This is a genomic window from Rhizobium bangladeshense, from assembly GCF_001662075.1.
Classification (GTDB): Bacteria; Pseudomonadota; Alphaproteobacteria; order Rhizobiales; family Rhizobiaceae; genus Rhizobium; species Rhizobium bangladeshense_B.
This window is the reverse complement of record NZ_LYPL01000002.1, coordinates 665,652-689,192: the sequence shown is the minus strand read 5'-3', so window position 1 is coordinate 689,192 and position 23,541 is coordinate 665,652. Positions and strand designations below refer to the sequence as shown.

Sequence of the window (23,541 nt, the reverse complement as noted above, 5' to 3'; positions counted from 1 at the left end):
ATCCTTACTTCTTCTTGCCTTCTTTGCGGACGATCCGCTCGTCGGCATACTTGACGCCCTTGCCCTTGTAGGGTTCGGGACCGCGATATTCGCGGATTTCGGCGGCAACCTGGCCGACCTGCTGCTTGTTGATGCCGCTGACGACGATTTCCGTCGGCTTCGGCACAGCGATCGAGATACCGACCGGCGGTTCGTAGATCACGTCGTGGCTGAAACCGAGGGCCAGCTGCAGGTTCTTGCCCTGCATGGCGGCGCGGTAACCCACGCCGTTGATTTCAAGCTTGCGCTCGAAACCTTCCTTGACGCCCTTGAAGATGCCTTCGATCATCGTGCGGGACATGCCCCACTTCGAGCGTGCATTCTTGGACTGGTTCAGCGGTGTCACGACGACCGCGTTGTTTTCGAGCTTGAGGCTGATTTCGTCATTCGCGACGAAGAACAGCTCGCCCTTCGGGCCCTTTGCAGTGACCTTCTGGCCATCGACCGTAGCCGTGATTCCAGCAGGCACCTGAACGGGCTTTTTACCGATACGAGACATGTTTCAATCCTGTCTGTTCGCTATGGAGATCCCTGCCCTGTCTTAGAAGACCGAGCAAAGAACCTCGCCACCAACGTTCTGTTCGCGAGCCTGGTGATCGGCCATCACACCCTTCGGAGTCGAAAGGATGGTGATGCCGAGGCCGTTCGCGACCTGCGGAATGGACTTGACCGAGACATAAACCCGGCGGCCCGGCTTGGACACACGGCCGATCTCACGGATCACCGATGCGCCTTCATAGTATTTCAGCTCGATGTTGAGCTCCGACTTGCCATTGCCGAAATCGACAACGGAATAGCCACGGATGTAGCCTTCGGACTGCAGGACATCGAGAACACGCGCGCGGAGCTTGGACGCAGGCGTCGAGACCGACGACTTGCGGCGGGAAGCGCCGTTACGGATACGGGTGAGCATATCGCCCAACGGATCAGTCATTGTCATCTAACCTGCTCCTTACCAGCTCGACTTGACGATGCCCGGCACCTTGCCGAGATTGCCGAGTTCACGCAGCGCAATACGCGACATGCGCAGTTTGCGGTAATATGCGCGCGGACGACCCGATACTTCGCAACGGTTGCGAATGCGGGTCTTCGATCCATCACGCGGCAGGGATGCCAGCTTGATCGAGGCCTTGAACCGCTCTTCGATCGGAAGAGCCTGGTTCATGATGATCGCCTTCAACGCAGCCCGCTTAGCGGCCTGGTTGGCGACCGTAGTACGGCGGCGCTTGTTCTTTTCAACTGCGCTTGTCTTCGCCATGTCAGGTTCCTTTTCTACGCTCGTCGTTACGGTTATTGACGGAACGGGAAGCTGAACTCCTTAAGGAGAGTCCGTGCTTCGTCGTCGGTCGTCGCCGTCGTGCAAACGATGATGTCCATGCCCCACATCTGATCAACCTTGTCGTAGTTGATCTCAGGGAACACAATGTGTTCCTTGATGCCCATGGCGAAGTTGCCACGGCCGTCAAAGCTCTTCGGGTTCAGGCCGCGGAAGTCGCGAACGCGCGGGAGCGCGATGTTGACCAGACGATCCAGGAACTCGTACATGCGGGTGCCGCGCAGGGTGACCTTCGCGCCAATCGGCATGTTTTCGCGGACCTTGAAGCCTGCGATAGAGTTGCGTGCGCGGGTGATAACCGGTTTCTGACCGGCGATCGCTGCGAGGTCGGCGGCAGCAACCGTCGGCTTCTTCGAGTCAGCGGTCGCTTCACCGACGCCCATGTTGATTACGATCTTGTCGAGCTTCGGAATCATCATCTCGTTGGCGTAGGAGAACTTCTCCTGCATCGCCTTGCGGATGCGCTCGACATATTCTTTCTTGAGCCGCGGCTCGTACTTTGCCTCAGCCATCGATCACTTCTCCAGAACGCTTGGCCACGCGGACCTTCTTGCCGTCAACGACCTTGAAACCGACGCGGGTCGGCTTGCCGTCCTTGTCGACGATTGCAATGTTGGACAGGTGAACCGGGGCTTCCTTGTTGATGATGCCGGCTTCCTGGGTCTGCGTCTGGCGCTGGTGGCGCTTTACGACGTTGACGCCACGAACGACCGCACGATCTTCCTTCGGCATGACCTGAACGACTTCGCCGGTGCGGCCCTTGTCCTTGCCAGCGAGCATGACGACCTTGTCGCCTTTACGAATCTTCTGCATCGCTTCCGCTCCTTACAGTACTTCGGGAGCCAGCGAGATGATCTTCATGTGGTTCTTGGCGCGAAGTTCGCGCGGAACCGGTCCGAAGATACGGGTGCCGATCGGCTCTTTCTTGTTGTCGATGAGGACTGCTGCGTTGGTGTCGAAGCGGATGACCGAGCCATCCGGACGACGGATGTCCTTGGCGGTGCGAACGACAACCGCCTTCATCACGTCACCCTTCTTCACGCGGCCGCGCGGGATCGCTTCCTTGATCGAAACGACGATGACGTCGCCGATCGAGGCATACTTGCGCTTCGAGCCGCCCAGCACCTTGATGCACATGACACGACGTGCGCCGGAATTATCCGCGACGTCGAGGTTTGTTTGCATCTGAATCATATCAGGTCGCCTTCTTGGTTTACCGGAATGGTTGGGCCAGGCCCCCTACTCCGGCTTATGAAAATGTTCGCCGGCCAACCTGCCGTAAGGCAAGCAGGAACGCGGCAATAGCTGAATAGCGCGGGGTCGATCGTGCCAGGGTGGTTTCCCGAACGGGACCTTCCGTGCGCTCAAAGCAAAAGAACGCCCGGCATTCGAGCGTTCTGACGCTGCTTCATACAGATATTTCGGCGAGACGCAAGGCCTCGCGCAAAATTCTGTTTACTTGCCCTGGGCGGCGATCACCGTCCAGCGCTTGTCCTTGGAGATCGGCGCGCATTCCTCGATGGATACGGTATCGCCGATCTTGTACTGGTTGTTTTCGTCGTGGGCCTTGTACTTCTTGGAACGACGAACGGTCTTCTGGAGCAGCGGGTGAGCGAAACGACGCTCGACGCGAACCACTACCGTCTTCTCGTTCTTGTCGCCAACGACGACGCCCTGCAGGATGCGCTTCGGCATATTTTTCTTCCTTTAGGCCTTAACTTCTGCCGCCTTCTGGCGGGCAATGGTTTTGACGCGGGCGATGTCCTTACGGACTTCGTTGATGCGCGAGGACTTTTCGAGCTGGCCGGTCGCCTTCTGGAAGCGCAGGTTGAACTGCTCCTTCTTCAGCTTGGCAAGCTCGTCCTTGAGTTGGTCGGCGGTCAACGCGCGAACATCTGAGGCTTTCATGAGCTCAATCCCTTACTCTGCAATGCGCTGTACGAAGCGCGTCTTGACCGAGAGCTTGGCAGAGCCGAGACGAAGTGCCTCACGGGCGATCTCTTCGCTGACGCCGTCGATCTCGAACATCATACGACCGGGCTTGACCTTGCATGCCCAGTACTCAACGGAGCCCTTACCCTTACCCATGCGGACTTCGGTCGGCTTTGCGGTTACCGGAACGTCCGGGAACACGCGGATCCATACACGGCCGGCGCGCTTCATGTAACGCGTGATCGCGCGGCGGGCCGCTTCGATCTCGCGTGCGTTGACGCGGTTGGGCTCCTGAGCCTTCAGGCCGAATTCGCCGAATGCCAAGTCAGAACCGCCCTTGGCGACGCCCTTGATGCGGCCCTTGAACTGCTTGCGGTACTTAGTACGCTTTGGCTGCAACATTTTCTTACTTCTCCGAGCTTATCTTTCGCCAGCGCTAATTACGCGTTGTCGCGTTCGCGGCGACGATCGCCACGGTCGCGTTCGCGGCTTGCCGGACCCTGTGCGTCGCCTTCCAGCGCGCGACGTTCGGAAGCCATCGGATCGTGCTCAAGGATTTCGCCCTTGAAGATCCAGACCTTGATGCCGCAGATACCGAATGCGGTTTCTGCTTCTGCCGTGCCGTAGTCGATGTCGGCACGCAGCGTGTGCAGCGGAACGCGACCTTCGCGGTACCATTCCGTACGGGCGATCTCCGCACCGCCGAGACGGCCGGCGCAGGTGATCTTGATGCCTTCGGCGCCAAGACGCATTGCGGACTGAACGGCGCGCTTCATGGCGCGGCGGAAAGCCACGCGGCGCTCGAGCTGCTGGGCGATCGACTGAGCGACCAGCGTTGCGTCGACTTCGGGCTTGCGCACTTCGACAATGTTGAGGTGCGTTTCCGAGTTGGTCATGTCAGACAGCTTCTTGCGGAGCTTGTCGATGTCGGCGCCCTTGCGGCCGATGATCAGGCCCGGACGGGCCGAGTGGATCGTGACGCGGCACTTCTTGTGCGGACGCTCGATGACCACCTTGGAGATCCCGGCCTGCTTCAGTTCGCTCATGACGAACTTGCGCATCTTCAGGTCTTCGTGCAGCAGCTGGCCGTATTCGGCATTGTCCGCGAACCAGCGGCTATCCCAGGTACGGTTGATGCCGAGACGGAAACCGATCGGATTGATTTTCTGACCCATTATGCGGCCTCCTCTGCTGCCTGCACTTCACGAACGACGATCGTCAAGTGCGCGAAGGGCTTTTCGATACGCGACGCGCGACCACGGCCACGAGCGTGGAAGCGCTTCATGACGATCGACTTGCCGACATAAGCCTCGGCGACGACGAGTGCGTCGACGTCGAGATCGTGGTTATTCTCGGCGTTGGCGATCGCGGATTCGAGCGTCTTCTTGACGGCGCCCGCGATGCGCTTGCGGGAGAACTCCAGCTCAGCGAGTGCACGCTCGACCTTCTTGCCGCGGATGGCCGCAGCAACCAGGTTGAGCTTCTGGGGGCTGACGCGGAGCGTGCGGGCGACTGCTTGCGCCTCGTTGTCCTTCAGCCGGCGTTCGGCTTTTGCCTTGCCCATTGTTACTTCCTCTTCGCCTTCTTGTCCGCGCCGTGACCGTAGTAGGTGCGGGTCGGAGAGAATTCACCGAATTTGTGGCCGACCATGTCTTCATTGACGCTGACCGGGATATGCTTGCTGCCGTTGTAGACGCCGAAGGTAAGACCGACGAACTGCGGCAGGATCGTGGAGCGACGGCTCCAGATCTTGATCACTTCTGCACGTCCGCCTTCACGAACCTTCTCAGCCTTCTTGAGAAGATAGCCGTCAACGAACGGACCTTTCCATACTGAACGAGCCATTGGAGACTTCCTCTCTTACTTCTTACGCTGATGACGCGAGCGCATGATCATCTTGTCGGTCGACTTGTTCGACCGGGTGCGCTTGCCCTTGGTCGGCTTGCCCCATGGTGTCACCGGATGGCGACCACCGGAGGTGCGGCCTTCACCACCGCCGTGCGGATGGTCGACCGGGTTCATGACGACACCGCGGTTATGCGGACGCTTGCCGCGCCAAACGGTACGACCGGCCTTGCCGTCGTTGATGTTGGCGTGGTCCGGGTTCGAGACGGCGCCGATCGAAGCGAGGCAGATGCCGCTGACCAGACGCTGTTCACCGGAGTTCAGGCGAAGGATCGCCATGCCCTGGTCACGACCGACGAGCTGCGCGTAGGAGCCGGCGGAACGGGCGATCTGACCGCCCTTGCCCGGCTTCATTTCCACGTTGTGGATGATGGAGCCGACCGGAATGTACTGCAGCGGCATGGTGTTGCCGGGCTTGACGTCGACAGCCTTTTCCGAAGCGATGACCTTGTCGCCGGCAGCAAGACGCTGCGGAGCGATTATGTAGGCCTGTTCGCCGTCGGCATAGCTCACCAGCGCGATGAAAGCCGTGCGGTTCGGGTCGTATTCGATACGCTCGACCGTGCCTTCGACATCGAACTTGCGACGCTTGAAGTCGACCAGACGGTAGCTGCGCTTGTGACCGCCGCCGATGAAGCGGGCAGTGATGCGGCCGAGGTTGTTACGACCGCCGCTCTTGCTCAGACCTTCCGTCAGCGCCTTGACCGGCTTGCCCTTGTAGAGCGAGGAGCGGTCCACGATGACCAGCTGACGCTGGCTCGGGGTCGTCGGATTGAATGTTTTCAATGCCATATTCTTATTCCTCAGAGACCGGTGGAGACGTCGATCGTCTGGCCTTCAGCCAGCGTCACGACAGCCTTCTTCACGTCCTTCTGCTTGCCGACAAAACCGCGGAACCGCTTGGTCTTGCCCTTGCGCAGCAGAGTGTTGACGGCCGTGACCTTGACGCCGAACAGCGCCTCGACCGCAGCCTTGATTTCCGGCTTCGTCGCCTGCTTGGCGACATTGAAAACAACCTGGTTGTTCTCGGAGACCAGCGTGGACTTTTCGGTGATCGCCGGGGAGACGATCACATCGTAGTGGCGGAGATCGGTCACTTGAATCGCTCCTCTAGCGCTTCAACCGCAGCCTTGGAAAGCACGAGCTTGCCGCGGCGCACGATGTCGTAAACATTGATGCCCTGGATCGGCAGAACATCGATGTTCGGGATGTTCTGAGCTGCGAGCTTGAAGTTGCCGTCAAGCTCTGCGCCGCCAATGAAGAGGGCGTTGGTCAGGCCGAGCGTCTCGAAAGCGGACGCGAGAGCCTTGGTCTTGGCTTCGGAGGCGACCAGGTTGTCGATGACGATGACGTCATCGGCCTTGATCTTGGCCGAAAGGGCGTGGCGAAGGCCAAGCGCGCGAACCTTCTTCGGAAGGTCGTGCTCGTGGCTGCGGACAACCGGGCCGTGGGCCTTGCCGCCGCCGCGGAACTGCGGCGCGCGAGCCGAATGGTGACGGGCGCGGCCCGTACCCTTCTGCTTGTACATCTTGGCGCCGGTGCGCGACACTTCAGCGCGGCCCTTTGCCTTGTGTGTGCCCTGCTGCTTCTTGGCAAGCTGCCAGCGGATGACGCGGGCGAGAATGTCTTCGCGGGGCTCGAGGCCGAAAATTTCGTCCGAAAGGGAAACCTTCCCGGCGTCTTTTCCCTCGAGGGTCTTGACGTTCAATTCCATTGATCTGGCTCCCTTACTTCGCGGCCGACTTGACGGCGTCGCGCACGATGATCCAGGCACCCTTGGAACCGGGAACAGCACCCTTGATCAGGATCAGACCACGATCTTCGTCGGTCGAAACCACTTCCAGGTTCTGCGTCGTGACGCGCGTCTGGCCCATGTGACCAGCCATCTTCTTGTTCTTGAAAACCTTGCCCGGATCCTGGCGCGAGCCGGTCGAACCGTGCGAGCGGTGCGAAACCGACACACCGTGCGTGGCACGCAGACCGCCGAAACCGTGGCGCTTCATGGCGCCGGCAAAACCCTTACCGATCGTCGTGCCCGTCACGTCGACGAGCTGACCGGCGGCAAAGTGACCTGCCTTGAGCTCCGTGCCGATCTCGAGCAGATTGTCTTCCGAGACGCGGAATTCTGCGAGCTTGGCCTTCGGCTCGACGTTGGCGACGGCAAAGTTGCCGCGCATCGCCTTCGACGTGTTCTTCACCTTCGCCTGGCCTGCACCGAGCTGAACTGCGGTATAGCCATTCTTTTCGACAGTGCGCGTGGCAACGACCTGGCAGCCGTCCATACGCAGTACCGTTACCGGGACATGCTCGCCGGCGTCGTTGTAGACGCGGGTCATTCCCACCTTCTGTGCAATCACACCTGAACGCATCGGTTCAATCCTTCCAACTCAGCTCGAGCAAGCTCAGAGCTTGATCTCAACATCGACACCGGCGGCGAGATCGAGCTTCATCAGCGCGTCCACCGTCTGCGGGGTCGGGTCTACGATGTCGAGAAGGCGCTTGTGCGTGCGCATCTCGAACTGTTCGCGGCTCTTCTTGTCGATGTGCGGGGACCGGTTGACCGTAAACTTCTCGATGCGGGTCGGAAGCGGAACGGGGCCCCGGACGCTTGCACCGGTGCGCTTCGCCGTCGACACGATCTCGCGCGTAGAAGCATCGAGAATCCGGTGATCGAACGCCTTCAGGCGAATGCGGATATTTTGGCCGTTCATTCGACGTTATCCTTGTGTTTGTTTTCCACATGTCTCTCAACAAGACACGGGTTGTTCTTTCTTCCTAAGGCGGACCACCGGTTTCAAAGATCGAGAGGGCGCCGAAGCGGAACCCTATCCAGTCTTCAGGGCCTTCTAGCCCACCTTAATTGGTTGTTTAGTCGCCGCTTCGTTATCCGAAGCAGCGCGCAAATCGCGCTCGCGCGCCATTTGCTATATTTCTGTGTAATAAGCAAGCGGCTTGCGCCGCCTGCTTCATAATAATGTCATCGAATCGGCCACTCCGCCGGAGCGGCCGAAGGAATTACTCGACGATCGAGGCGACGATACCGGCGCCGACGGTGCGGCCGCCTTCGCGGATGGCGAAGCGCAGCTTTTCTTCCATCGCGATCGGAACGATCAGCTCGACGGCAACCGTGACGTTGTCGCCCGGCATGACCATTTCCGTGCCTTCCGGCAGCGTGACGATGCCGGTCACGTCGGTCGTGCGGAAGTAGAACTGCGGACGATAGTTGGTGAAGAACGGCGTATGACGGCCGCCCTCTTCCTTCGTCAGGATGTAGGCTTCAGCCATGAACTTCTTGTGCGGCTTGACCGAACCCGGCTTGCACAGGATCTGGCCACGCTCGACGCCGTCACGGTTCACACCGCGAACCAGCGCGCCGATGTTGTCGCCGGCCTGGCCCTGGTCGAGCAGCTTGCGGAACATTTCAACGCCGGTCACCGTCGTCTTCGAGGTCGGACGGATGCCGACGATCTCGACTTCTTCGCCAACCTTGACAATGCCACGCTCGACGCGGCCGGTCACGACCGTGCCGCGGCCCGAGATCGAGAACACGTCTTCGATCGGCATCAGGAACGGCTGGTCGATCGGACGCTCAGGCGTCGGGATGTAGGAGTCGACCGCTGCCATCAGCTCGCGGATCGCGTCTTCACCGATCTTCTTGTCGCTATCTTCAAGAGCGGCAAGCGCCGAACCCTTGACAACAGGGATGTCGTCGCCCGGGAAGTCGTAGGACGACAGCAGTTCGCGAACTTCGAGCTCGACGAGTTCGAGCAGCTCGGCGTCGTCAACCTGGTCGACCTTGTTCAGGAACACGACGATCGCCGGAACGCCGACCTGGCGGGCCAGCAGAATGTGTTCGCGCGTCTGCGGCATCGGGCCGTCAGCAGCCGAGCACACCAGGATCGCGCCGTCCATCTGGGCGGCACCGGTGATCATGTTCTTCACGTAGTCGGCATGGCCGGGGCAGTCGACGTGCGCGTAGTGGCGGTTCGGCGTCTCATATTCGACGTGCGCCGTCGAGATCGTGATGCCGCGCGCCTTCTCTTCCGGAGCCGCGTCGATCTGGTCGTACGCCTTGAACTCACCGAAGTACTTCGTGATCGCTGCCGTCAGAGACGTCTTGCCGTGGTCAACGTGGCCGATCGTGCCAATGTTGACGTGCGGCTTGTTGCGCTCAAACTTACTCTTTGCCATTTTCGGCTCTCCGTTTTGCTAGTCCCCGAGGGGATCTAATTCTTGTTATCGGTCAATTGGTATTCCGGTCACTTCTGACCGGAATACTTTGCCTGGATTTCAGTTGCGACGTTCGACGGGACCGGCGCATAGTGATCGAAGGTCATCGTGTACTGAGCACGGCCCTGCGACATGGAGCGCAGGTTGTCGACGTACTTGAACATGTTCGCCAGCGGAACGTTGGCGCTGATGACGACAGCGATGCCACGGCTTTCCTGACCCTGGATCTGGCCACGGCGGGAGTTGAGGTCGCCGATAACGTCGCCGACGTAATCTTCCGGGGTGACGACTTCGACCTTCATCATCGGCTCGAGGAGCTGAGCGCCGGCCTTCTTGGCTGCTTCACGGAAGCAGGCGCGGGAAGCGATTTCGAACGCCAGAACCGACGAGTCGACGTCGTGGAAGGCGCCGTCGATGAGCGTCGCCTTGACGCCGAGCATCGGGAAGCCAGCGAGCGGACCCGAAGACAGAACGCTTTCGATACCCTTTTGAACGCCCGGGATGTATTCCTTCGGAACAGAGCCACCGACGATCTTGGACTCGAACTTGAAATCTTCGCCTTCCGGGTTCGGTTCGAAGATGATCTTGACGCGAGCGAACTGGCCGGTACCACCGGTCTGCTTCTTGTGCGTGTAGTCTTCTTCAGTCTGGCGCGTGATGGTTTCGCGGTAAGCAACCTGCGGCGCGCCGACGTTTGCTTCAACCTTGAACTCGCGGCGCATGCGGTCGACGATGATGTCGAGGTGCAGTTCGCCCATGCCGGCAATGATCGTCTGACCGGATTCCTGATCCGTCTTCACGCGGAAGGACGGGTCTTCGGCAGCCAGGCGGTTGAGCGCGAGGCCCATCTTTTCCTGGTCGCCCTTGGACTTCGGCTCGATGGCGATCTGAATGACCGGCTCAGGGAATTCCATGCGCTCGAGGATAACCGGCTTCAGCGGATCGCAGAGCGTATCGCCGGTGGTGGTTTCCTTCAGGCCGGCGAGAGCAACGATGTCGCCCGCAAAGGCTTCTTCGATGTCTTCACGCGAGTTGGAGTGCATCTGCAGCATGCGGCCGACGCGCTCACGCTTGTCCTTGACCGTGTTCAGAACCGACGAGCCCTTTTCGAGCTTGCCGGAGTAGATGCGTGCGAAGGTGAGCGAACCGACGAAGGGGTCGTTCATGATCTTGAACGCCAGCATCGAAAGCGGCTCGGCGTCGTCTGCGTGACGCTCGATGTCGGCTTCGGTCTTGAAGTCGATGCCCTTAATCGCCGGAATGTCGAGCGGCGACGGCAGGTAGTCGACAACCGCGTCGAGCAACGGCTGAACGCCCTTGTTCTTGAACGCGGTGCCGCAGAACATCGGATGGAACTTGACGTCGATCGTGCCGCGGCGAACGAGCTCGCGGATCTTGTCGTTGTCGGGCATGTTGCCTTCGAGGTAGGCTTCCATCGCAGCTTCGTCGATCTCGACAACCGTCTCGATCAGCTTTTCGCGATATTCTTCAGCCTTGGCCTTCAGGTCTTCCGGGATTTCGACGACGTCCCACTGGGCGCCGAGCGATTCATCGCGCCAGATCAGAGCGTTCATCTCGACGAGGTCGACAACGCCCTTGAAATCGCTTTCGGCGCCGATCGGCAGTTGCATGACGACGGCGGTCGCACCGAGACGGGTCTTGATCATCTCGACGGAGCGGTAGAAGTCAGCGCCGGTCTTGTCCATCTTGTTGCAGAAGATCATGCGCGGAACATTGTACTTCTCGGCCTGACGCCAGACGGTTTCCGTCTGCGGCTCTACGCCGGCGTTGGCATCGAGAAGAGCAATCGCACCGTCGAGAACGCGCAGCGAACGCTCGACTTCGATGGTGAAGTCGACGTGGCCGGGAGTGTCGATGATGTTGAAGCGGCGCATCTTGCCGTCACGGCCCTTCCAGAAGGTCGTGGTGGCAGCGGACGTGATCGTGATGCCACGCTCCTGCTCCTGCTCCATCCAGTCCATGGTGGCTGCACCGTCGTGGACTTCGCCGATCTTGTGCGACTTGCCGGTGTAGTAAAGGATACGCTCGGTGGTCGTGGTCTTGCCGGCGTCGATATGCGCCATGATACCGAAATTGCGGTAGTCTTCGATCTTATATTCGCGAGCCATTGTGGACTGCCTTTCGATACCGTTCGGAATTACCAGCGATAGTGCGAGAACGCGCGGTTGGCGTCAGCCATCTTGTGCGTGTCTTCGCGCTTCTTGACGGCGGAGCCGCGGTTGTTGGACGCATCGAGCAGTTCGCCGGAAAGACGATCGATCATGGTCGTTTCGTTGCGCTTGCGGGCAGCGGCGATCAGCCAGCGAATGGCGAGGGCCTGGCGGCGCTCCGGACGAACGTCGACCGGAACCTGATAGGTCGCACCACCGACGCGGCGCGAACGGACTTCAACGTGCGGGGCAATGTTGTCGAGCGCAGAATGGAAAACCGAGAGCGGCTCCTGCTTGGACTTGCCCTGAACGGCGTCGAACGCACCATAGACGATGTTTTCAGCAACGGACTTCTTGCCATCGAGCATGATGGCATTCATGAACTTGGTGACAACGAGATCGCCGAACTTCGGATCCGGATTGATCTCGCGCTTTTCTGCTTTATGACGTCTTGACATACTTTTCGTCTCTTCAACCGTTAAGGCGCTTCATCACGCGGAGGACCTCGCGCAGCGCCGGATTATTCAAAACCGAATTACTTCGGACGCTTCGCGCCGTACTTGGAGCGGCGCTGCTTGCGGTTCTTGACACCCTGGGTATCGAGAACGCCGCGGATGATGTGATAACGGACACCCGGAAGGTCCTTGACGCGGCCGCCGCGGATCATCACGACGGAGTGTTCCTGAAGGTTGTGACCTTCGCCGGGGATGTAACCAATGACTTCGAAGCCGTTGGTCAGGCGGATCTTGGCGACCTTACGCAGAGCCGAGTTCGGCTTCTTCGGCGTCGTCGTGTAGACGCGCGTGCAAACGCCGCGCTTCTGCGGGTTCTCCTGGAGAGCGGGAACCTTATTACGCTTTACGTTCGCCTGGCGAGGCTTGCGGATCAGCTGGTTTACGGTAGGCATTCAACCATCCCTTACGTTTATCTCAGTACCCTTGCGGGCTTGAACTCGCGCCGTCTCCGGCAATGACACATGCTTTCGGTTCAATGCGCAAAATATGGCCCGATCCGCTTCCGCAGATGGACCACAAGGAGCAGAGGACGCATGAAATTATGCGTCATGCGTGCAGCATCATGACTTCAACGTGCGTTTAGAACCTTGTTTGAGGTGAACTTCAGGGCGCGTCGCCCCGAACAGCCAAGCCTCACATGGGATCTGATGGGCGGGGTACTACTGGTTTCCACCCCTCTCGTCAAGGCCGGTTAAGAAATAAACTCGCCGTATCGCCTTGATATGCGGGCCGGATGCCCTGTTTTCACCCTTCTAGACGAATCCACGGGTGTGATCCAAGATAAAAACTTGGGCATCGCAGCAAAAGCAGTTAAGGAATCAGCAATTGCGGCGTTAAGCGCTCATAGCAGGATTCGAGCGATCGAATCGACACGAAAGCCGAAGGACAGGCGATGATCACGACACCGGATAACGACAACAATTTCGACGGGCCGATGATCTTCATCATCATCGGCAAAGGCTATGAGTCCGACTCCAGCGAAGGCATCGACCTGCATATCATGCTGAAAGCGCCCGACGACGATACGGCCGTGCGCGAAGCCTTGAACGCCCTCGCCGAGGAAGGCTTCATCGAGGCCGATCTCGACCAGATCGGCATGCTGACCGAGGTTCCGGCCGAAGAGCCGCATGCCTCGGCCTATCAGGGCGCGGTCGACGGCGAGGTCGCCATCATCCGGTTCAACTGACCGGAGCGGCGGCGAAACCGCAGGGCGAGCGCCACCCTGAAAATGCTCTCGCCTCCAGTACCGGGCAGACACTGAGCTCGCCCCCTCCCCGTCGGATCGACCAGAGCACGGCAAAATGAAAAAACCGCCCGGATCGCTCCGGGCGGTTTTTCATTCCTATCTTAAGTTCCCGGGACTTCAGCCGCGGTTATTCAGCGGCCGGGGCCTTTTCAGCCATGTCCTGCAGCATCGGCGTGGCAACGGCTGCACCGGTGCCCTTGCGACGCTCTTCGAGGATCAGCTCGTCGCGCGAGGTGGCGATACGGCGGATCTGGGTCATGGTGCCGCCGGTACCGGCCGGGATGAGACGGCCGACGATGACGTTTTCCTTTAGACCCTGCAGGCCGTCGGTCTTGCCGGCGATTGCCGCTTCCGTCAGCACCTTGGTCGTTTCCTGGAAGGACGCGGCCGAGATGAAGGACGGGGTCTGCAGCGACGCCTTGGTGATGCCGAGCAGAACCGGATCTCCATGGGCAGGCTTCTTGCCCTGCTCGATCAGGTGGTCGTTGACGTCCTCGAGCTCGATCCGGTCGACGTTGTCGCCGACGATATAGGTCGAGTCGCCGGCGTCGGTGATTTCCACCTTCTGCAGCATCTGACGGACGATCACCTCGATGTGCTTGTCGTTGATGACAACGCCCTGCAGACGATAGACTTCCTGGATTTCGTTGACGAGGTAGGAAGCAAGTGCCTCCACGCCCTTGATCGCCAGGATGTCGTGCGGAGCCGGGTTACCGTCGAGGATGTAGTCACCCTTTTCGATATAGTCGCCGTCCTGAAGGTGGAAGGGCTTGCCCTTCGGGATCAGGTATTCGACAGGCTCGACACCGTCTTCCGCCGGCTCGATGATGACGCGACGCTTGTTCTTGTAGTCGCGGCCGAGGCGGATCGTACCATCGATCTCTGCGATGATGGCGTGATCCTTCGGACGGCGCGCTTCGAACAGTTCGGCAACACGCGGCAGACCACCGGTGATGTCCTTGGTCTTGGCGCTTTCGAGCGGCGAACGGGCGAGAACGTCACCCTGGGAGACCTTCGTGCCCGGCTCGACCGACAGAATGGCGTCGACCGAGAGCAGGAAGCGAGCGTCACCGCCGCGCGACAGCTTGGCGACATTGCCGCTGGCGTCCTTGATGACGATCGCCGGCTTGAGGTCCGAACCGCGCGGGGTCGAACGCCAGTCGATGACCTGGCGCTTGGTGATGCCGGTGGATTCGTCGGTCGCTTCGAGAACGGAGAGACCGTCGACGAGATCCTCGAACTGAACCGTACCGGCCACTTCCGTCATCATCGGGCGGGTATAGGGATCCCACTCGGCCAGACGCTGGCCGCGCTTGACCTTGTCGCCTTCATCGACATGCAGCTTCGAACCGTAGGCGACGCGCTGCGAGGAGCGCTCGACACCACGCTCGTCCAGGATCTGGACGGTCATGTTGCGGCCCATGGCAACGAGGCTGCCTTCGGAGTTGCGCAGCACATTGCGATTCTTGATCTGCACCGTACCTTCGTACGAGGCTTCCAGGAACGACTGGTCGACCACGGTCGCCGTACCGCCAAGGTGGAAGGTACGCATGGTGAGCTGGGTTCCCGGCTCGCCGATCGACTGAGCGGCGATGACGCCGACGGCTTCGCCCATGTTGACAGGCGTACCGCGCGCGAGGTCGCGGCCGTAGCAGACCGAGCAGACACCCGTCTGGATTTCGCAGGTCAGCGCCGAGCGGATCCGGATCGACTGGATACCGGCCTTCTCGATCTCGATGACATCAGGCTCGAGGATCATCTTGCCTGCATCGACGATGCGCTCGCCGGTGACCGGATGATCGATGTCGTCGAGCGCCGTGCGGCCGAGGATACGGGCGCCGAGCGAGGCGACGACCTGGCCGGCATCGACGATCGCCGTCATCGTCAGACCTGTTTCGGTTCCGCAATCGACATGCGTGACGATGCAGTCCTGCGCGACGTCGACGAGACGGCGGGTCAGGTAACCAGAGTTGGCGGTCTTCAGCGCCGTGTCTGCCAGACCCTTGCGGGCGCCGTGCGTCGAGTTGAAGTACTCGTTGACGGTCAGGCCTTCCTTGAAGTTCGAGATGATCGGCGTCTCGATGATTTCACCCGACGGCTTGGCCATGAGGCCGCGCATGCCGCCCAGCTGGCGCATCTGGTTCGGAGAACCGCGGGCGCCGGAATGGCTCATCATGTAGATCGAGTTCATCGGCTTCTGACGGCCGGTGGTTTCATCGAATTCGACAGCCTTAATGCGGGCCATCATCTCTTCGGCGACCTTTTCGGTTGCCTTGCCCCAGGCGTCGACAACCTTGTTGTACTTCTCGCCCTGGGTGATCAGACCGTCATTGTACTGCTGCTCGTATTCCTTCACCAGGCTTTCGGTGTCGGCAACGATCTTCGCCTTGGCATCCGGAATGACCATGTCGTCCTTGCCGAACGAAATGCCGGCGCGGCAGGCATGGGAGAAGCCGAGCTGCATGATGCGGTCGCAGAAGATGACCGTGTCCTTCTGGCCGCAATGGCGGTAGACCGTGTCGATCATCTTGGAGATGTTCTTCTTGGTCATTTCCTGGTTGCAGATGTCGAAGGGCACCTTGCCGTTCTTCGGCAGCAGTTCGCCGATGAGCAGACGGCCAGGCGTCGTCTCATAGATTTTCGAGTAGGGCTTGCCATCCTCGTCGACCGACTTGAAGCGGCCGCGGATCTTGGTGTGCAGCGTCACGACCTTGCTTTCGAGGGCATGATGCAGCTCGCCGAGATCGGAGAAGGCCATGCCTTCGCCCGGCTCGTTCTGGTTGAGGATCGACAGGTAATAGAGGCCGAGAACCATGTCCTGCGAGGGAACGATGATCGGCGCACCGTTGGCCGGGTGCAGGATGTTGTTGGTCGACATCATCAGCACGCGGGCTTCGAGCTGTGCTTCGAGCGACAGCGGCACGTGAACGGCCATCTGGTCACCGTCGAAGTCGGCGTTGAAGGCCGTGCAGACGAGCGGGTGCAGCTGGATCGCCTTGCCTTCGACCAGGGTGGGTTCGAAGGCCTGGATACCCAGGCGGTGCAGCGTCGGCGCACGGTTCAGGAGAACCGGATGCTCGCGGATGACCTCGTCGAGGATATCCCAGACTTCGGGCTTTTCCTTCTCGACCAGCTTCTTGGCCTGCTTGACGGTCGAGGAGTAACCCTTGGCGTCGAGGCGGGCATAGATGAACGGCTTGAAGAGTTCGAGCGCCATCTTCTTCGGCAGGCCGCACTGGTGCAGCTTCAGTTCCGGACCGGTGACGATGACCGAACGGCCGGAATAGTCGACGCGCTTGCCGAGCAGGTTCTGGCGGAAGCGGCCCTGCTTGCCCTTCAGCATGTCGGAGAGCGACTTCAGCGGACGCTTGTTGGCACCGGTGATGACGCGGCCGCGGCGGCCGTTGTCGAACAGCGCATCCACCGATTCCTGCAGCATGCGCTTTTCGTTGCGGATGATGATACCCGGCGCGCGAAGCTCGATCAGGCGCTTCAGACGGTTGTTGCGGTTGATGACGCGGCGGTAGAGATCGTTCAGATCCGACGTCGCGAAACGGCCGCCGTCGAGCGGAACCAGCGGGCGCAGATCCGGCGGGATGACCGGAACGACCTTCATGATCATCCATTCCGGACGGTTACCGGATTCCATGAAGTTCTCGACGATCTTCAGGCGCTTCATCAGCTTCTTCTGCTTGAGATCCGACGTGGTGTCGGCAAGCTCGGAACGCAGATCGCCAGCGATCTTCTCGAGGTTCATCGAGGCCAGCATCTCGTAGATCGCCTCAGCGCCGATCATCGCAGTGAACTGGTCTTCGCCGTATTCGTCGACGGCGAGCATGTACTCTTCTTCCGTCAGGAGCTGGTGCTCCTTGAGAGCGGTCAGGCCGGGCTCGGTGACGATGTAGTTTTCGAAATAGAGAACGCGCTCGACATCCTTCAGCGTCATGTCGAGCAGCGTCGAAATGCGCGACGGCAGCGACTTCAGGAACCAGATGTGGGCGACGGGAGCGGCGAGCTCGATATGGCCCATGCGCTCACGGCGAACGCGCGACAGCGTAACTTCTACGCCGCACTTTTCGCAGATGATGCCCTTGTACTTCATGCGCTTGTACTTGCCGCACAGGCATTCGTAGTCCTTGATCGGCCCGAAGATGCGCGCGCAGAACAGACCGTCGCGTTCCGGCTTGAACGTGCGGTAGTTGATGGTTTCCGGCTTCTTGATCTCACCGTATGACCAGGAGAGGATCTTCTCCGGAGACGCGATCGAAATCCGAATGGAATCGAAATTCTGTGCAGGCACCTGCGGATTGAAAAGATTCATGACCTCTTGGTTCATGCCTGTCTCCTTCATGGGCTAAAGCGCCCTCAAAATGCGATGGTCAGCGGCAATTTCCCGGGAGCCGCCTCCCTCGCTTAAACGAGAATAACCGCAAGATGCGGCGAAACTTCCCTTCCGGGCCGACATGGATGCGGCGTCCGGCGGGACCGGCGTGCGCCGCATGGCAGCGCACGCCCTATCAATGCTTACTCGGCCGCGTCGGGCAGCTGGTTTGCCTGCGCATCGTCAAGCTTGGTGTTCTCAAGCTCGACACTGAGGCCCAGCGAGCGCATTTCCTTGACGAGAACGTTGAAGCTTTCCGGAATACCGGCTTCGAACGTGTCGTCTCCGCGGACGATGGCTTCGTAGACCTTGGTGCGGCCGGCGACGTCGTCCGACTTCACCGTCAGCATTTCCTGCAGCGTGTAGGCCGCACCGTAAGCTTCGAGCGCCCAGACTTCCATTTCGCCGAAGCGCTGACCGCCGAACTGCGCCTTGCCGCCCAGCGGCTGCTGTGTGACGAGCGAGTAAGGACCGATCGAGCGGGCATGGATCTTGTCGTCGACCAGGTGGTTGAGCTTCAGCATGTAGATGTAGCCCACCGTGACCTGGCGGTCGAACTGCTCGCCGGTACGGCCGTCATAGAGCGTCGACTGGCCGGTGTCCTTGAGACCCGCCAGACGCAGCATGTCGTTGACGTCGCCTTCGTTGGCACCGTCGAAGACAGGCGTTGCAATCGAAACGCCGCGCTTCCACTGGTCGGCAAGACGCAGAACCGACTCATCGTCGAATTCGTGGACCTGCTCGGCCTTCGGACCGGCACCGACGACATCGCCGATGGTCTTGCGCAGCGGCTCGATGTTGCCGTTCGCCTTGTAGGCTTCGATCAATTCGCCGATCTGGCGACCCATGCCGGCACAAGCCCAGCCGAGATGCGTTTCCAGGATCTGGCCGACGTTCATGCGCGAAGGCACGCCGAGCGGGTTCAGAACGACGTCGACATGCGTGCCGTCTTCAAGGAACGGCATATCCTCAACAGGCACAATGCGCGAGACCACGCCCTTGTTCCCGTGACGGCCGGCCATCTTGTCGCCCGGTTGGATCTTGCGCTTCACGGCGACGAAGACCTTGACCATCTTCATGACACCAGGAGGCATTTCATCGCCACGCTGGACCTTCTCGACCTTGTCCATGAAGCGCTGCTCAAGGCGCGACTTGGATTCGTCGTACTGGCCGCGGAGTGCTTCGAGCTCGCTCTGGACCTTCTCGTCCTCGACCGCGAACATCCACCACTGCGAGCGAGGATATTCGGAGACGACGGCGTTCGAAAGCTCAGTGCCCTTCTTGAAGCCCTTCGGGCCGGCAATCGAGACCTGGCCGCGCAGCATGTCGATCAGACGGCCGTAGACGTTACGATCGAGGATCGCCTGCTCGTCGTCGCGGTCCTTGGCAAGGCGTTCGATCTCTTCGCGCTCGATCGCCATCGCGCGCTCGTCCTTCTCGACGCCATGGCGGTTGAAGACGCGGACTTCGACGATCGTGCCGTAGGTGCCGGGCGGCATGCGCATGGAGGTGTCGCGCACGTCGGAGGCCTTTTCGCCGAAGATGGCGCGCAGAAGCTTTTCTTCCGGCGTCATCGGGCTTTCGCCCTTCGGCGTGATCTTGCCGACGAGGATATCGCCCGGCTGAACTTCGGCGCCGATATAAACGATGCCGGCTTCATCGAGGTTCTTCAGCGCTTCTTCCGAAACGTTCGGAATATCGCGGGTGATTTCCTCAGGGCCGAGCTTGGTGTCGCGCGCCATCACTTCGAATTCTTCGATGTGGATGGAGGTGAACACGTCGTCGGCAACGATGCGCTCGGAGAGCAGGATCGAGTCTTCGTAGTTGTAGCCGTTCCAGGGCATGAACGCGACGAGCGCGTTGCGGCCGAGCGCCAGGTCGCCGAGATCGGTCGACGGGCCGTCAGCGAGAATGTCGCCGCGGTTGACGACGTCACCGACGGTGACGAGCGGACGCTGGTTGACGCAGGTGTTCTGGTTCGAACGCTGGAACTTCTGCAGGCGGTAGATATCGACGCCGGACTTGCCGGCTTCGAGGTCTTCGGTGGCGCGGATAACGATACGCGTCGCGTCGACCTGGTCGACCACGCCTCCGCGGCGCGCGCCGATGGCGGCGCCGGAGTCACGGGCGACGACCGGCTCCATGCCGGTGCCGACGAACGGGGCTTCGGCACGCAGCAGCGGCACGGCCTGACGCTGCATGTTCGAGCCCATGAGGGCGCGGTTGGCGTCGTCGTTTTCCAGGAACGGGATGAGTGCCGCAGCCACCGAAACGACCTGCTTCGGTGAAACGTCCATCAGGTTCATGCTGTCGCGCGGGGCGAGCATAACTTCGCCGGCGTGACGGCAGACGACGAATTCGTCGACGAAGGAGCCGTCCGGGTTCATCTCGGCGTTGGCCTGGGCGACATAGTACTTCGCCTCTTCCATGGCGGAGAGGTAGAGCACGTCATTCGTCACCTTGCCGTCGACAATGCGGCGGTACGGGCTTTCGATGAAGCCGTACTTGTTGACGCGGGCAAAGGTCGCAAGCGAGTTGATCAGACCGATGTTCGGGCCTTCCGGCGTTTCGATCGGGCAGATGCGGCCGTAGTGGGTCGGATGCACGTCGCGGACTTCGAAGCCGGCGCGCTCGCGCGTCAGACCGCCCGGGCCAAGAGCCGAAAGGCGGCGCTTGTGGGTGATTTCCGAGAGCGGGTTGACCTGGTCCATGAACTGCGAGAGCTGCGAGGAACCGAAGAATTCGCGCACGGCTGCGGCAGCCGGCTTGGCGTTGATCAGATCCTGCGGCATGACCGTATCGATTTCGATCGAGGACATGCGTTCCTTGATCGCGCGCTCCATGCGCAGCAGGCCGAGACGGTACTGGTTCTCCATCAGCTCGCCGACCGAGCGGACGCGGCGGTTGCCGAGGTTATCGATGTCATCGATCTCGCCCTTGCCGTCGCGCAGTTCGACCAGCATCTTGACCACGGCCAGGATGTCGTCCTTGCGCAGGATGCGGACGGTGTCTTCGACGGTCAGGTCGAGACGCATGTTCATCTTGACGCGGCCGACGGCGGAGAGGTCGTAACGCTCCGCATCGAAGAACAGCGAGTTGAACATGGCTTCGGCCGATTCCATGGTCGGCGGTTCACCCGGACGCATGACGCGGTAGATGTCGAACAGAGCGTCCTGACGGTTCTCGTTCTTGTCGGCGGACAGCGTGTTGCGGATATAGGCGCCGACATTGATGTGGTCGATGCCGAGAACCGGGATCTCGTCGAAACCGTTCGCCAGGATAACGGCAAGCGTCTTCTCGTCGATTTCGTCGCCGGCTTCGAGATAGATTTCACCGGTCGAGTAGTTGACGATGTCTTCGGCAAGGTAGTTGCCGTAGAGATCGTCGTCGCCGGCCTTCAGCGCCTTCAGGCCCTTGTCCGACAGCTGGCGCAGCAGGCGCGGGGTCAGCTTCTTGCCGGCTTCGACGACGACTTCGCCGGTATCGGCGTCGACCATCTCGGTGATCGCCTTGGCGCCCTTCAGCGTTTCCGGCTTGAAGGGAATGCGCCAGCCTTCGCCGTCGCGCTTGTAGAGCGACTTCGTGTAGAAGGTGTCGAGGATTTCTTCACCGTCCATGCCGAGCGCCATCAGCAGCGAGGTCACCGGAATCTTGCGGCGGCGGTCGATGCGGGCGTAGACGATGTCCTTGGCGTCGAATTCGATATCCAGCCAGGAGCCGCGATAGGGAATGACGCGGGCAGCAAAGAGCAGCTTGCCGGAAGAATGGCTCTTGCCCTTGTCATGGTCGAAGAAGACGCCCGGCGAACGGTGCATCTGCGAGACGATGACGCGCTCGGTGCCGTTGACGATGAACGTGCCGTTGTTGGTCATGAGCGGCATGTCGCCCATGTAAACCGACTGTTCCTTGATGTCCTTGATCGACTTCGCGCCGGTATCCTCGTCGATATCGAATACGATGAGGCGCAGCGTCACCTTCAGCGGCGCGGCATAGGTCAGGTCGCGCTGGCGGCATTCGTCGACGTCGAACTTCGGCGGCTCGAACTCGTAGGATACGAATTCCAGCATCGAGGCGCCGGAGAAATCGGTGATCGGGAAAACCGACTTGAAGACGGCCTGAAGACCCTCGTCGGGCCGGCCGCCCTTCGGCTCTTCCACCATCAGAAACTGGTCGTAGGACGCCTTCTGGACCTCGATGAGGTTCGGCATTTCTGCGACTTCGGGGATCTTACCAAAAAACTTGCGTACGCGCCTGCGACCGTTGAACGAAAGGGTCTGAGCCATCGTCGCTCCTTCAAAATCTTGCACCCGGGCCTGCAACGGACGGGAACCGATGGCCAGTCGACCCCGTCAATCAATGGGTAGTTCAATCTCGTCCGACTCCCGAGAACGCCCAGCTCGGATTGCTGTGCTGCCCTCGGTGCGAGACTATCCTTTTGAAGAACCCATTACCCAAAAGCCGTTTTGACGCGGCTTTTGGGTAATTCGTTCAGAAAAACGGCAAATGGGAGGCAGCAAATGCCACCTCCCAAAAGCAGTTCAAGCTTACTTAACGTCGGCCTTGGCGCCGGCGTCTTCGAGCTTCTTCTTGATGTCAGCGGCTTCAGCCTTGGAAACGCCTTCCTTGACAGCCTTCGGAGCGCCTTCGACGAGGTCCTTGGCTTCCTTGAGGCCGAGGCCGGTGATGGCGCGGACTTCCTTGATGACGTTGATCTTGTTGGCGCCGGCATCCGTGAGGATGACGTCGAACTCGGTCTTTTCTTCCTCGACCGGAGCAGCAGCGCCTGCACCACCGCCAACGGCAGCAACAGCTACCGGAGCAGCAGCGGAAACGCCCCACTTTTCTTCGAGGAGCTTGGACAGTTCTGCAGCTTCCAGAACGGTCAGCGAGGAGAGGTCTTCAACGATCTTTGCGAGATCAGCCATTTTACTAGTTCCTTTTGTTCGGTTCGAACCGGTTGATTATAAACAGCGAAAAACCGCCTTAAGCGGCTTCGTCCTTCTTGGCGTAGGCCGAAAACACGCGGGCAAGCTGGCTTGCCGGTGCTGCAACAACCCCAGCGATGCGGGTAGCCGGTGTCTGGATCATGCCCAGCAGCTTCGCACGCAGCTCATCGAGCGAAGGCAGGGTCGCAAGCGACTTGACTGCATCGGCGTTGAGCGTGGTTGTTCCCATGGCGCCGCCCAGAACAACGATCTTGTCGTTGGTCTTGGCGAAATCCATGACGACCTTCGGAGCGGTGATCGGATCGGTGCTGTATGCAATCAGCGTCTGACCCTTGAAGAGATTGGACATCCCTTCCGCTTCCGTACCCTGAAGGGCAATTTTGGCCAGGCGGTTCTTCGCGACTTTGACGGTACCGCCAGCTGCACGCATCTTCGAACGAAAATCGTTCATCTGCGCGACTGTGGCACCAGCATAGTGGGCCACGACAACCGAGCCCGAAGCCTTGAAGACTTCGTTCAGTTCCGTGACGAATTCGCGTTTTTCCGCTCTTTCCACTGCCTATCTCCAGTTGGCGGGACCGAAAACGGGCCCGCCGGGTTGCCTTTTGCCTCCCGGGATCCATGCGAGATCCCAAGCGACGCTTGAGGATCCTGTCCCCCCGCGCTTCCGCGCCAATCAAGGCTAAGAAGGCACAAGGCATCCAAGGCTCGAACCGAGTTTCTAGAAGCGAACTTCATGAATTCGGGTCTTACCCGTCTCATGCAGGCAACGTGATTAAGGGAAAACCACCTGCAATCTCGGACAGGATTCCGGATTTCTCCGGAATATTCCGGCCCCTT

The 23,541-nt window shown here is 60.1% G+C and carries 26 protein-coding genes; 1 reads left to right on the top strand and 25 read right to left on the bottom strand.

The genetic code is table 11. The features are described from left to right. Nucleotides 1-4: 4 nt before the first annotated feature. The 21 genes from rplF to rpsL form a co-directional block, all read right to left on the bottom strand. Nucleotides 5-538, bottom strand: coding sequence for a 50S ribosomal protein L6 (gene rplF / locus A7X77_RS07305; RefSeq protein WP_064682264.1), 534 nt, complete (start codon nucleotides 536-538; stop codon nucleotides 5-7). Between the two features lie 42 nt (nucleotides 539-580). Next, the gene (rpsH, locus tag A7X77_RS07300) at nucleotides 581-979 is read right to left on the bottom strand and encodes a 30S ribosomal protein S8 (protein WP_004674934.1); all 399 of its coding nucleotides are present in this window, start codon (nucleotides 977-979) and stop codon (nucleotides 581-583) included. Between the two features lie 12 nt (nucleotides 980-991). Further along, a complete protein-coding gene (gene rpsN, locus A7X77_RS07295) occupies nucleotides 992-1,297 on the bottom strand; it encodes a 30S ribosomal protein S14 (protein ID WP_003573787.1) in 306 nt (101 codons plus the stop codon). 32 nt (nucleotides 1,298-1,329) lie between these two features. Next, nucleotides 1,330-1,887 carry a 50S ribosomal protein L5 gene (rplE, locus tag A7X77_RS07290; RefSeq protein WP_064682263.1) on the bottom strand — a complete coding sequence of 186 codons (558 nt, stop codon included), beginning with the start codon at nucleotides 1,885-1,887 and terminating at the stop codon, nucleotides 1,330-1,332. Further along, on the bottom strand, nucleotides 1,880-2,188 hold the full coding sequence (gene rplX, locus A7X77_RS07285) for a 50S ribosomal protein L24 (protein ID WP_004674929.1): 309 nt from the start codon (nucleotides 2,186-2,188) through the stop codon (nucleotides 1,880-1,882). Before rplX ends, rplE begins: the two co-directional genes overlap by 8 nt. Before the next feature lie 12 nt (nucleotides 2,189-2,200). Further along, nucleotides 2,201-2,569, bottom strand: a complete 369-nt coding sequence (rplN, locus tag A7X77_RS07280) for a 50S ribosomal protein L14 (protein ID WP_003573790.1) — start codon at nucleotides 2,567-2,569, stop codon at nucleotides 2,201-2,203. A gap of 261 nt (nucleotides 2,570-2,830) precedes the next feature. Next, on the bottom strand, nucleotides 2,831-3,070 hold the full coding sequence (gene rpsQ / locus A7X77_RS07275; RefSeq protein WP_004674926.1) for a 30S ribosomal protein S17: 240 nt from the start codon (nucleotides 3,068-3,070) through the stop codon (nucleotides 2,831-2,833). A gap of 12 nt (nucleotides 3,071-3,082) precedes the next feature. Next, nucleotides 3,083-3,283, bottom strand: coding sequence for a 50S ribosomal protein L29 (gene rpmC, locus A7X77_RS07270; RefSeq protein WP_004674925.1), 201 nt, complete (start codon nucleotides 3,281-3,283; stop codon nucleotides 3,083-3,085). Between the two features lie 12 nt (nucleotides 3,284-3,295). After that, nucleotides 3,296-3,709 (bottom strand): 50S ribosomal protein L16, encoded by a 414-nt coding sequence (gene rplP / locus A7X77_RS07265; protein WP_003573792.1) that lies wholly within the window; start codon nucleotides 3,707-3,709, stop codon nucleotides 3,296-3,298. A gap of 38 nt (nucleotides 3,710-3,747) precedes the next feature. Then, nucleotides 3,748-4,482 (bottom strand): 30S ribosomal protein S3, encoded by a 735-nt coding sequence (rpsC, locus tag A7X77_RS07260; protein WP_003573793.1) that lies wholly within the window; start codon nucleotides 4,480-4,482, stop codon nucleotides 3,748-3,750. Then, nucleotides 4,482-4,871: a 50S ribosomal protein L22 gene (gene rplV / locus A7X77_RS07255; protein WP_004674922.1), complete on the bottom strand. Its 390-nt coding sequence runs from the start codon at nucleotides 4,869-4,871 to the stop codon at nucleotides 4,482-4,484. The genes rpsC and rplV overlap by 1 nt, the downstream gene beginning before the upstream one ends. A 2-nt stretch (nucleotides 4,872-4,873) precedes the next feature. Beyond that, nucleotides 4,874-5,152 carry a 30S ribosomal protein S19 gene (gene rpsS / locus A7X77_RS07250; protein WP_003573797.1) on the bottom strand — a complete coding sequence of 93 codons (279 nt, stop codon included), beginning with the start codon at nucleotides 5,150-5,152 and terminating at the stop codon, nucleotides 4,874-4,876. A gap of 15 nt (nucleotides 5,153-5,167) precedes the next feature. Further along, nucleotides 5,168-6,004 (bottom strand): 50S ribosomal protein L2, encoded by an 837-nt coding sequence (rplB, locus tag A7X77_RS07245; RefSeq protein ID WP_009986456.1) that lies wholly within the window; start codon nucleotides 6,002-6,004, stop codon nucleotides 5,168-5,170. Nucleotides 6,005-6,015: 11 nt separating this feature from the next. After that, the gene (locus A7X77_RS07240) at nucleotides 6,016-6,309 is read right to left on the bottom strand and encodes a 50S ribosomal protein L23 (protein ID WP_003547550.1); all 294 of its coding nucleotides are present in this window, start codon (nucleotides 6,307-6,309) and stop codon (nucleotides 6,016-6,018) included. Further along, entirely contained in the window at nucleotides 6,306-6,926 is a 621-nt protein-coding gene (rplD, locus tag A7X77_RS07235) for a 50S ribosomal protein L4 (RefSeq protein ID WP_064682262.1), read from the bottom strand. The genes A7X77_RS07240 and rplD overlap by 4 nt, the downstream gene beginning before the upstream one ends. A 13-nt stretch (nucleotides 6,927-6,939) precedes the next feature. Further along, nucleotides 6,940-7,581 carry a 50S ribosomal protein L3 gene (gene rplC / locus A7X77_RS07230; RefSeq protein WP_004674916.1) on the bottom strand — a complete coding sequence of 214 codons (642 nt, stop codon included), beginning with the start codon at nucleotides 7,579-7,581 and terminating at the stop codon, nucleotides 6,940-6,942. Nucleotides 7,582-7,614: 33 nt separating this feature from the next. After that, on the bottom strand, nucleotides 7,615-7,923 hold the full coding sequence (gene rpsJ, locus A7X77_RS07225; RefSeq protein WP_003547547.1) for a 30S ribosomal protein S10: 309 nt from the start codon (nucleotides 7,921-7,923) through the stop codon (nucleotides 7,615-7,617). 304 nt (nucleotides 7,924-8,227) lie between these two features. Continuing rightward, entirely contained in the window at nucleotides 8,228-9,403 is a 1,176-nt protein-coding gene (tuf, locus tag A7X77_RS07220) for an elongation factor Tu (RefSeq protein WP_004669088.1), read from the bottom strand. A 68-nt stretch (nucleotides 9,404-9,471) separates the two neighbouring features. After that, complete coding sequence (fusA, locus tag A7X77_RS07215) at nucleotides 9,472-11,571, bottom strand: elongation factor G (protein WP_064682261.1); 2,100 nt, start codon at nucleotides 11,569-11,571, stop codon at nucleotides 9,472-9,474. Nucleotides 11,572-11,600: 29 nt separating this feature from the next. Next, a complete protein-coding gene (rpsG, locus tag A7X77_RS07210) occupies nucleotides 11,601-12,071 on the bottom strand; it encodes a 30S ribosomal protein S7 (protein ID WP_004669085.1) in 471 nt (156 codons plus the stop codon). Nucleotides 12,072-12,148: 77 nt separating this feature from the next. Then, on the bottom strand, nucleotides 12,149-12,520 hold the full coding sequence (gene rpsL / locus A7X77_RS07205; RefSeq protein WP_003547537.1) for a 30S ribosomal protein S12: 372 nt from the start codon (nucleotides 12,518-12,520) through the stop codon (nucleotides 12,149-12,151). Between the two features lie 500 nt (nucleotides 12,521-13,020). Here rpsL and A7X77_RS07200 point away from each other — a divergent pair, with 500 nt between their 5' ends. Further along, a complete protein-coding gene (locus A7X77_RS07200; protein ID WP_009992164.1) occupies nucleotides 13,021-13,314 on the top strand; it encodes a hypothetical protein in 294 nt (97 codons plus the stop codon). 187 nt (nucleotides 13,315-13,501) lie between these two features. On the opposite strand, the gene rpoC is transcribed toward A7X77_RS07200, so the two are convergent. From rpoC to rplJ, 4 genes are all read right to left on the bottom strand, one after another. Then, entirely contained in the window at nucleotides 13,502-17,710 is a 4,209-nt protein-coding gene (gene rpoC / locus A7X77_RS07195; RefSeq protein WP_064682260.1) for a DNA-directed RNA polymerase subunit beta', read from the bottom strand. Between the two features lie 188 nt (nucleotides 17,711-17,898). Beyond that, a complete protein-coding gene (gene rpoB / locus A7X77_RS07190) occupies nucleotides 17,899-22,038 on the bottom strand; it encodes a DNA-directed RNA polymerase subunit beta (protein WP_064682259.1) in 4,140 nt (1,379 codons plus the stop codon). Between the two features lie 261 nt (nucleotides 22,039-22,299). After that, nucleotides 22,300-22,680 carry a 50S ribosomal protein L7/L12 gene (rplL, locus tag A7X77_RS07185; RefSeq protein WP_064682258.1) on the bottom strand — a complete coding sequence of 127 codons (381 nt, stop codon included), beginning with the start codon at nucleotides 22,678-22,680 and terminating at the stop codon, nucleotides 22,300-22,302. A gap of 58 nt (nucleotides 22,681-22,738) precedes the next feature. Beyond that, a complete protein-coding gene (gene rplJ / locus A7X77_RS07180) occupies nucleotides 22,739-23,257 on the bottom strand; it encodes a 50S ribosomal protein L10 (RefSeq protein WP_064682257.1) in 519 nt (172 codons plus the stop codon). Nucleotides 23,258-23,541: the final 284 nt, after the last annotated feature.

What these genes read in the sequence shown, in the direction of transcription:
- rpsH (WP_004674934.1), bottom strand. Translation starts at nt 979, where the DNA reads ATGACAATGACTGATCCGTTGGGCGATATGCTCACCCGTATCCGTAAC.
- A7X77_RS07200 (WP_009992164.1), top strand. Translation starts at nt 13,021, where the DNA reads ATGATCACGACACCGGATAACGACAACAATTTCGACGGGCCGATGATC.
- rpsN (WP_003573787.1), bottom strand. Translation starts at nt 1,297, where the DNA reads ATGGCGAAGACAAGCGCAGTTGAAAAGAACAAGCGCCGCCGTACTACG.
- rplB (WP_009986456.1), bottom strand. Translation starts at nt 6,004, where the DNA reads ATGGCATTGAAAACATTCAATCCGACGACCCCGAGCCAGCGTCAGCTG.
- rpoC (WP_064682260.1), bottom strand. Translation starts at nt 17,710, where the DNA reads ATGAACCAAGAGGTCATGAATCTTTTCAATCCGCAGGTGCCTGCACAG.
- rpoB (WP_064682259.1), bottom strand. Translation starts at nt 22,038, where the DNA reads ATGGCTCAGACCCTTTCGTTCAACGGTCGCAGGCGCGTACGCAAGTTT.
- rpsL (WP_003547537.1), bottom strand. Translation starts at nt 12,520, where the DNA reads ATGCCTACCGTAAACCAGCTGATCCGCAAGCCTCGCCAGGCGAACGTA.
- rplN (WP_003573790.1), bottom strand. Translation starts at nt 2,569, where the DNA reads ATGATTCAGATGCAAACAAACCTCGACGTCGCGGATAATTCCGGCGCA.
- rpsG (WP_004669085.1), bottom strand. Translation starts at nt 12,071, where the DNA reads ATGTCAAGACGTCATAAAGCAGAAAAGCGCGAGATCAATCCGGATCCG.
- rpsQ (WP_004674926.1), bottom strand. Translation starts at nt 3,070, where the DNA reads ATGCCGAAGCGCATCCTGCAGGGCGTCGTCGTTGGCGACAAGAACGAG.
- rplD (WP_064682262.1), bottom strand. Translation starts at nt 6,926, where the DNA reads ATGGAATTGAACGTCAAGACCCTCGAGGGAAAAGACGCCGGGAAGGTT.
- rplC (WP_004674916.1), bottom strand. Translation starts at nt 7,581, where the DNA reads ATGCGTTCAGGTGTGATTGCACAGAAGGTGGGAATGACCCGCGTCTAC.
- rplP (WP_003573792.1), bottom strand. Translation starts at nt 3,709, where the DNA reads ATGTTGCAGCCAAAGCGTACTAAGTACCGCAAGCAGTTCAAGGGCCGC.
- tuf (WP_004669088.1), bottom strand. Translation starts at nt 9,403, where the DNA reads ATGGCAAAGAGTAAGTTTGAGCGCAACAAGCCGCACGTCAACATTGGC.
- rplF (WP_064682264.1), bottom strand. Translation starts at nt 538, where the DNA reads ATGTCTCGTATCGGTAAAAAGCCCGTTCAGGTGCCTGCTGGAATCACG.
- rpmC (WP_004674925.1), bottom strand. Translation starts at nt 3,283, where the DNA reads ATGAAAGCCTCAGATGTTCGCGCGTTGACCGCCGACCAACTCAAGGAC.
- rpsJ (WP_003547547.1), bottom strand. Translation starts at nt 7,923, where the DNA reads ATGAACGGCCAAAATATCCGCATTCGCCTGAAGGCGTTCGATCACCGG.
- rplX (WP_004674929.1), bottom strand. Translation starts at nt 2,188, where the DNA reads ATGCAGAAGATTCGTAAAGGCGACAAGGTCGTCATGCTCGCTGGCAAG.
- rpsC (WP_003573793.1), bottom strand. Translation starts at nt 4,482, where the DNA reads ATGGGTCAGAAAATCAATCCGATCGGTTTCCGTCTCGGCATCAACCGT.
- rpsS (WP_003573797.1), bottom strand. Translation starts at nt 5,152, where the DNA reads ATGGCTCGTTCAGTATGGAAAGGTCCGTTCGTTGACGGCTATCTTCTC.
- rplL (WP_064682258.1), bottom strand. Translation starts at nt 22,680, where the DNA reads ATGGCTGATCTCGCAAAGATCGTTGAAGACCTCTCCTCGCTGACCGTT.
- fusA (WP_064682261.1), bottom strand. Translation starts at nt 11,571, where the DNA reads ATGGCTCGCGAATATAAGATCGAAGACTACCGCAATTTCGGTATCATG.
- rplV (WP_004674922.1), bottom strand. Translation starts at nt 4,871, where the DNA reads ATGGGCAAGGCAAAAGCCGAACGCCGGCTGAAGGACAACGAGGCGCAA.
- rplE (WP_064682263.1), bottom strand. Translation starts at nt 1,887, where the DNA reads ATGGCTGAGGCAAAGTACGAGCCGCGGCTCAAGAAAGAATATGTCGAG.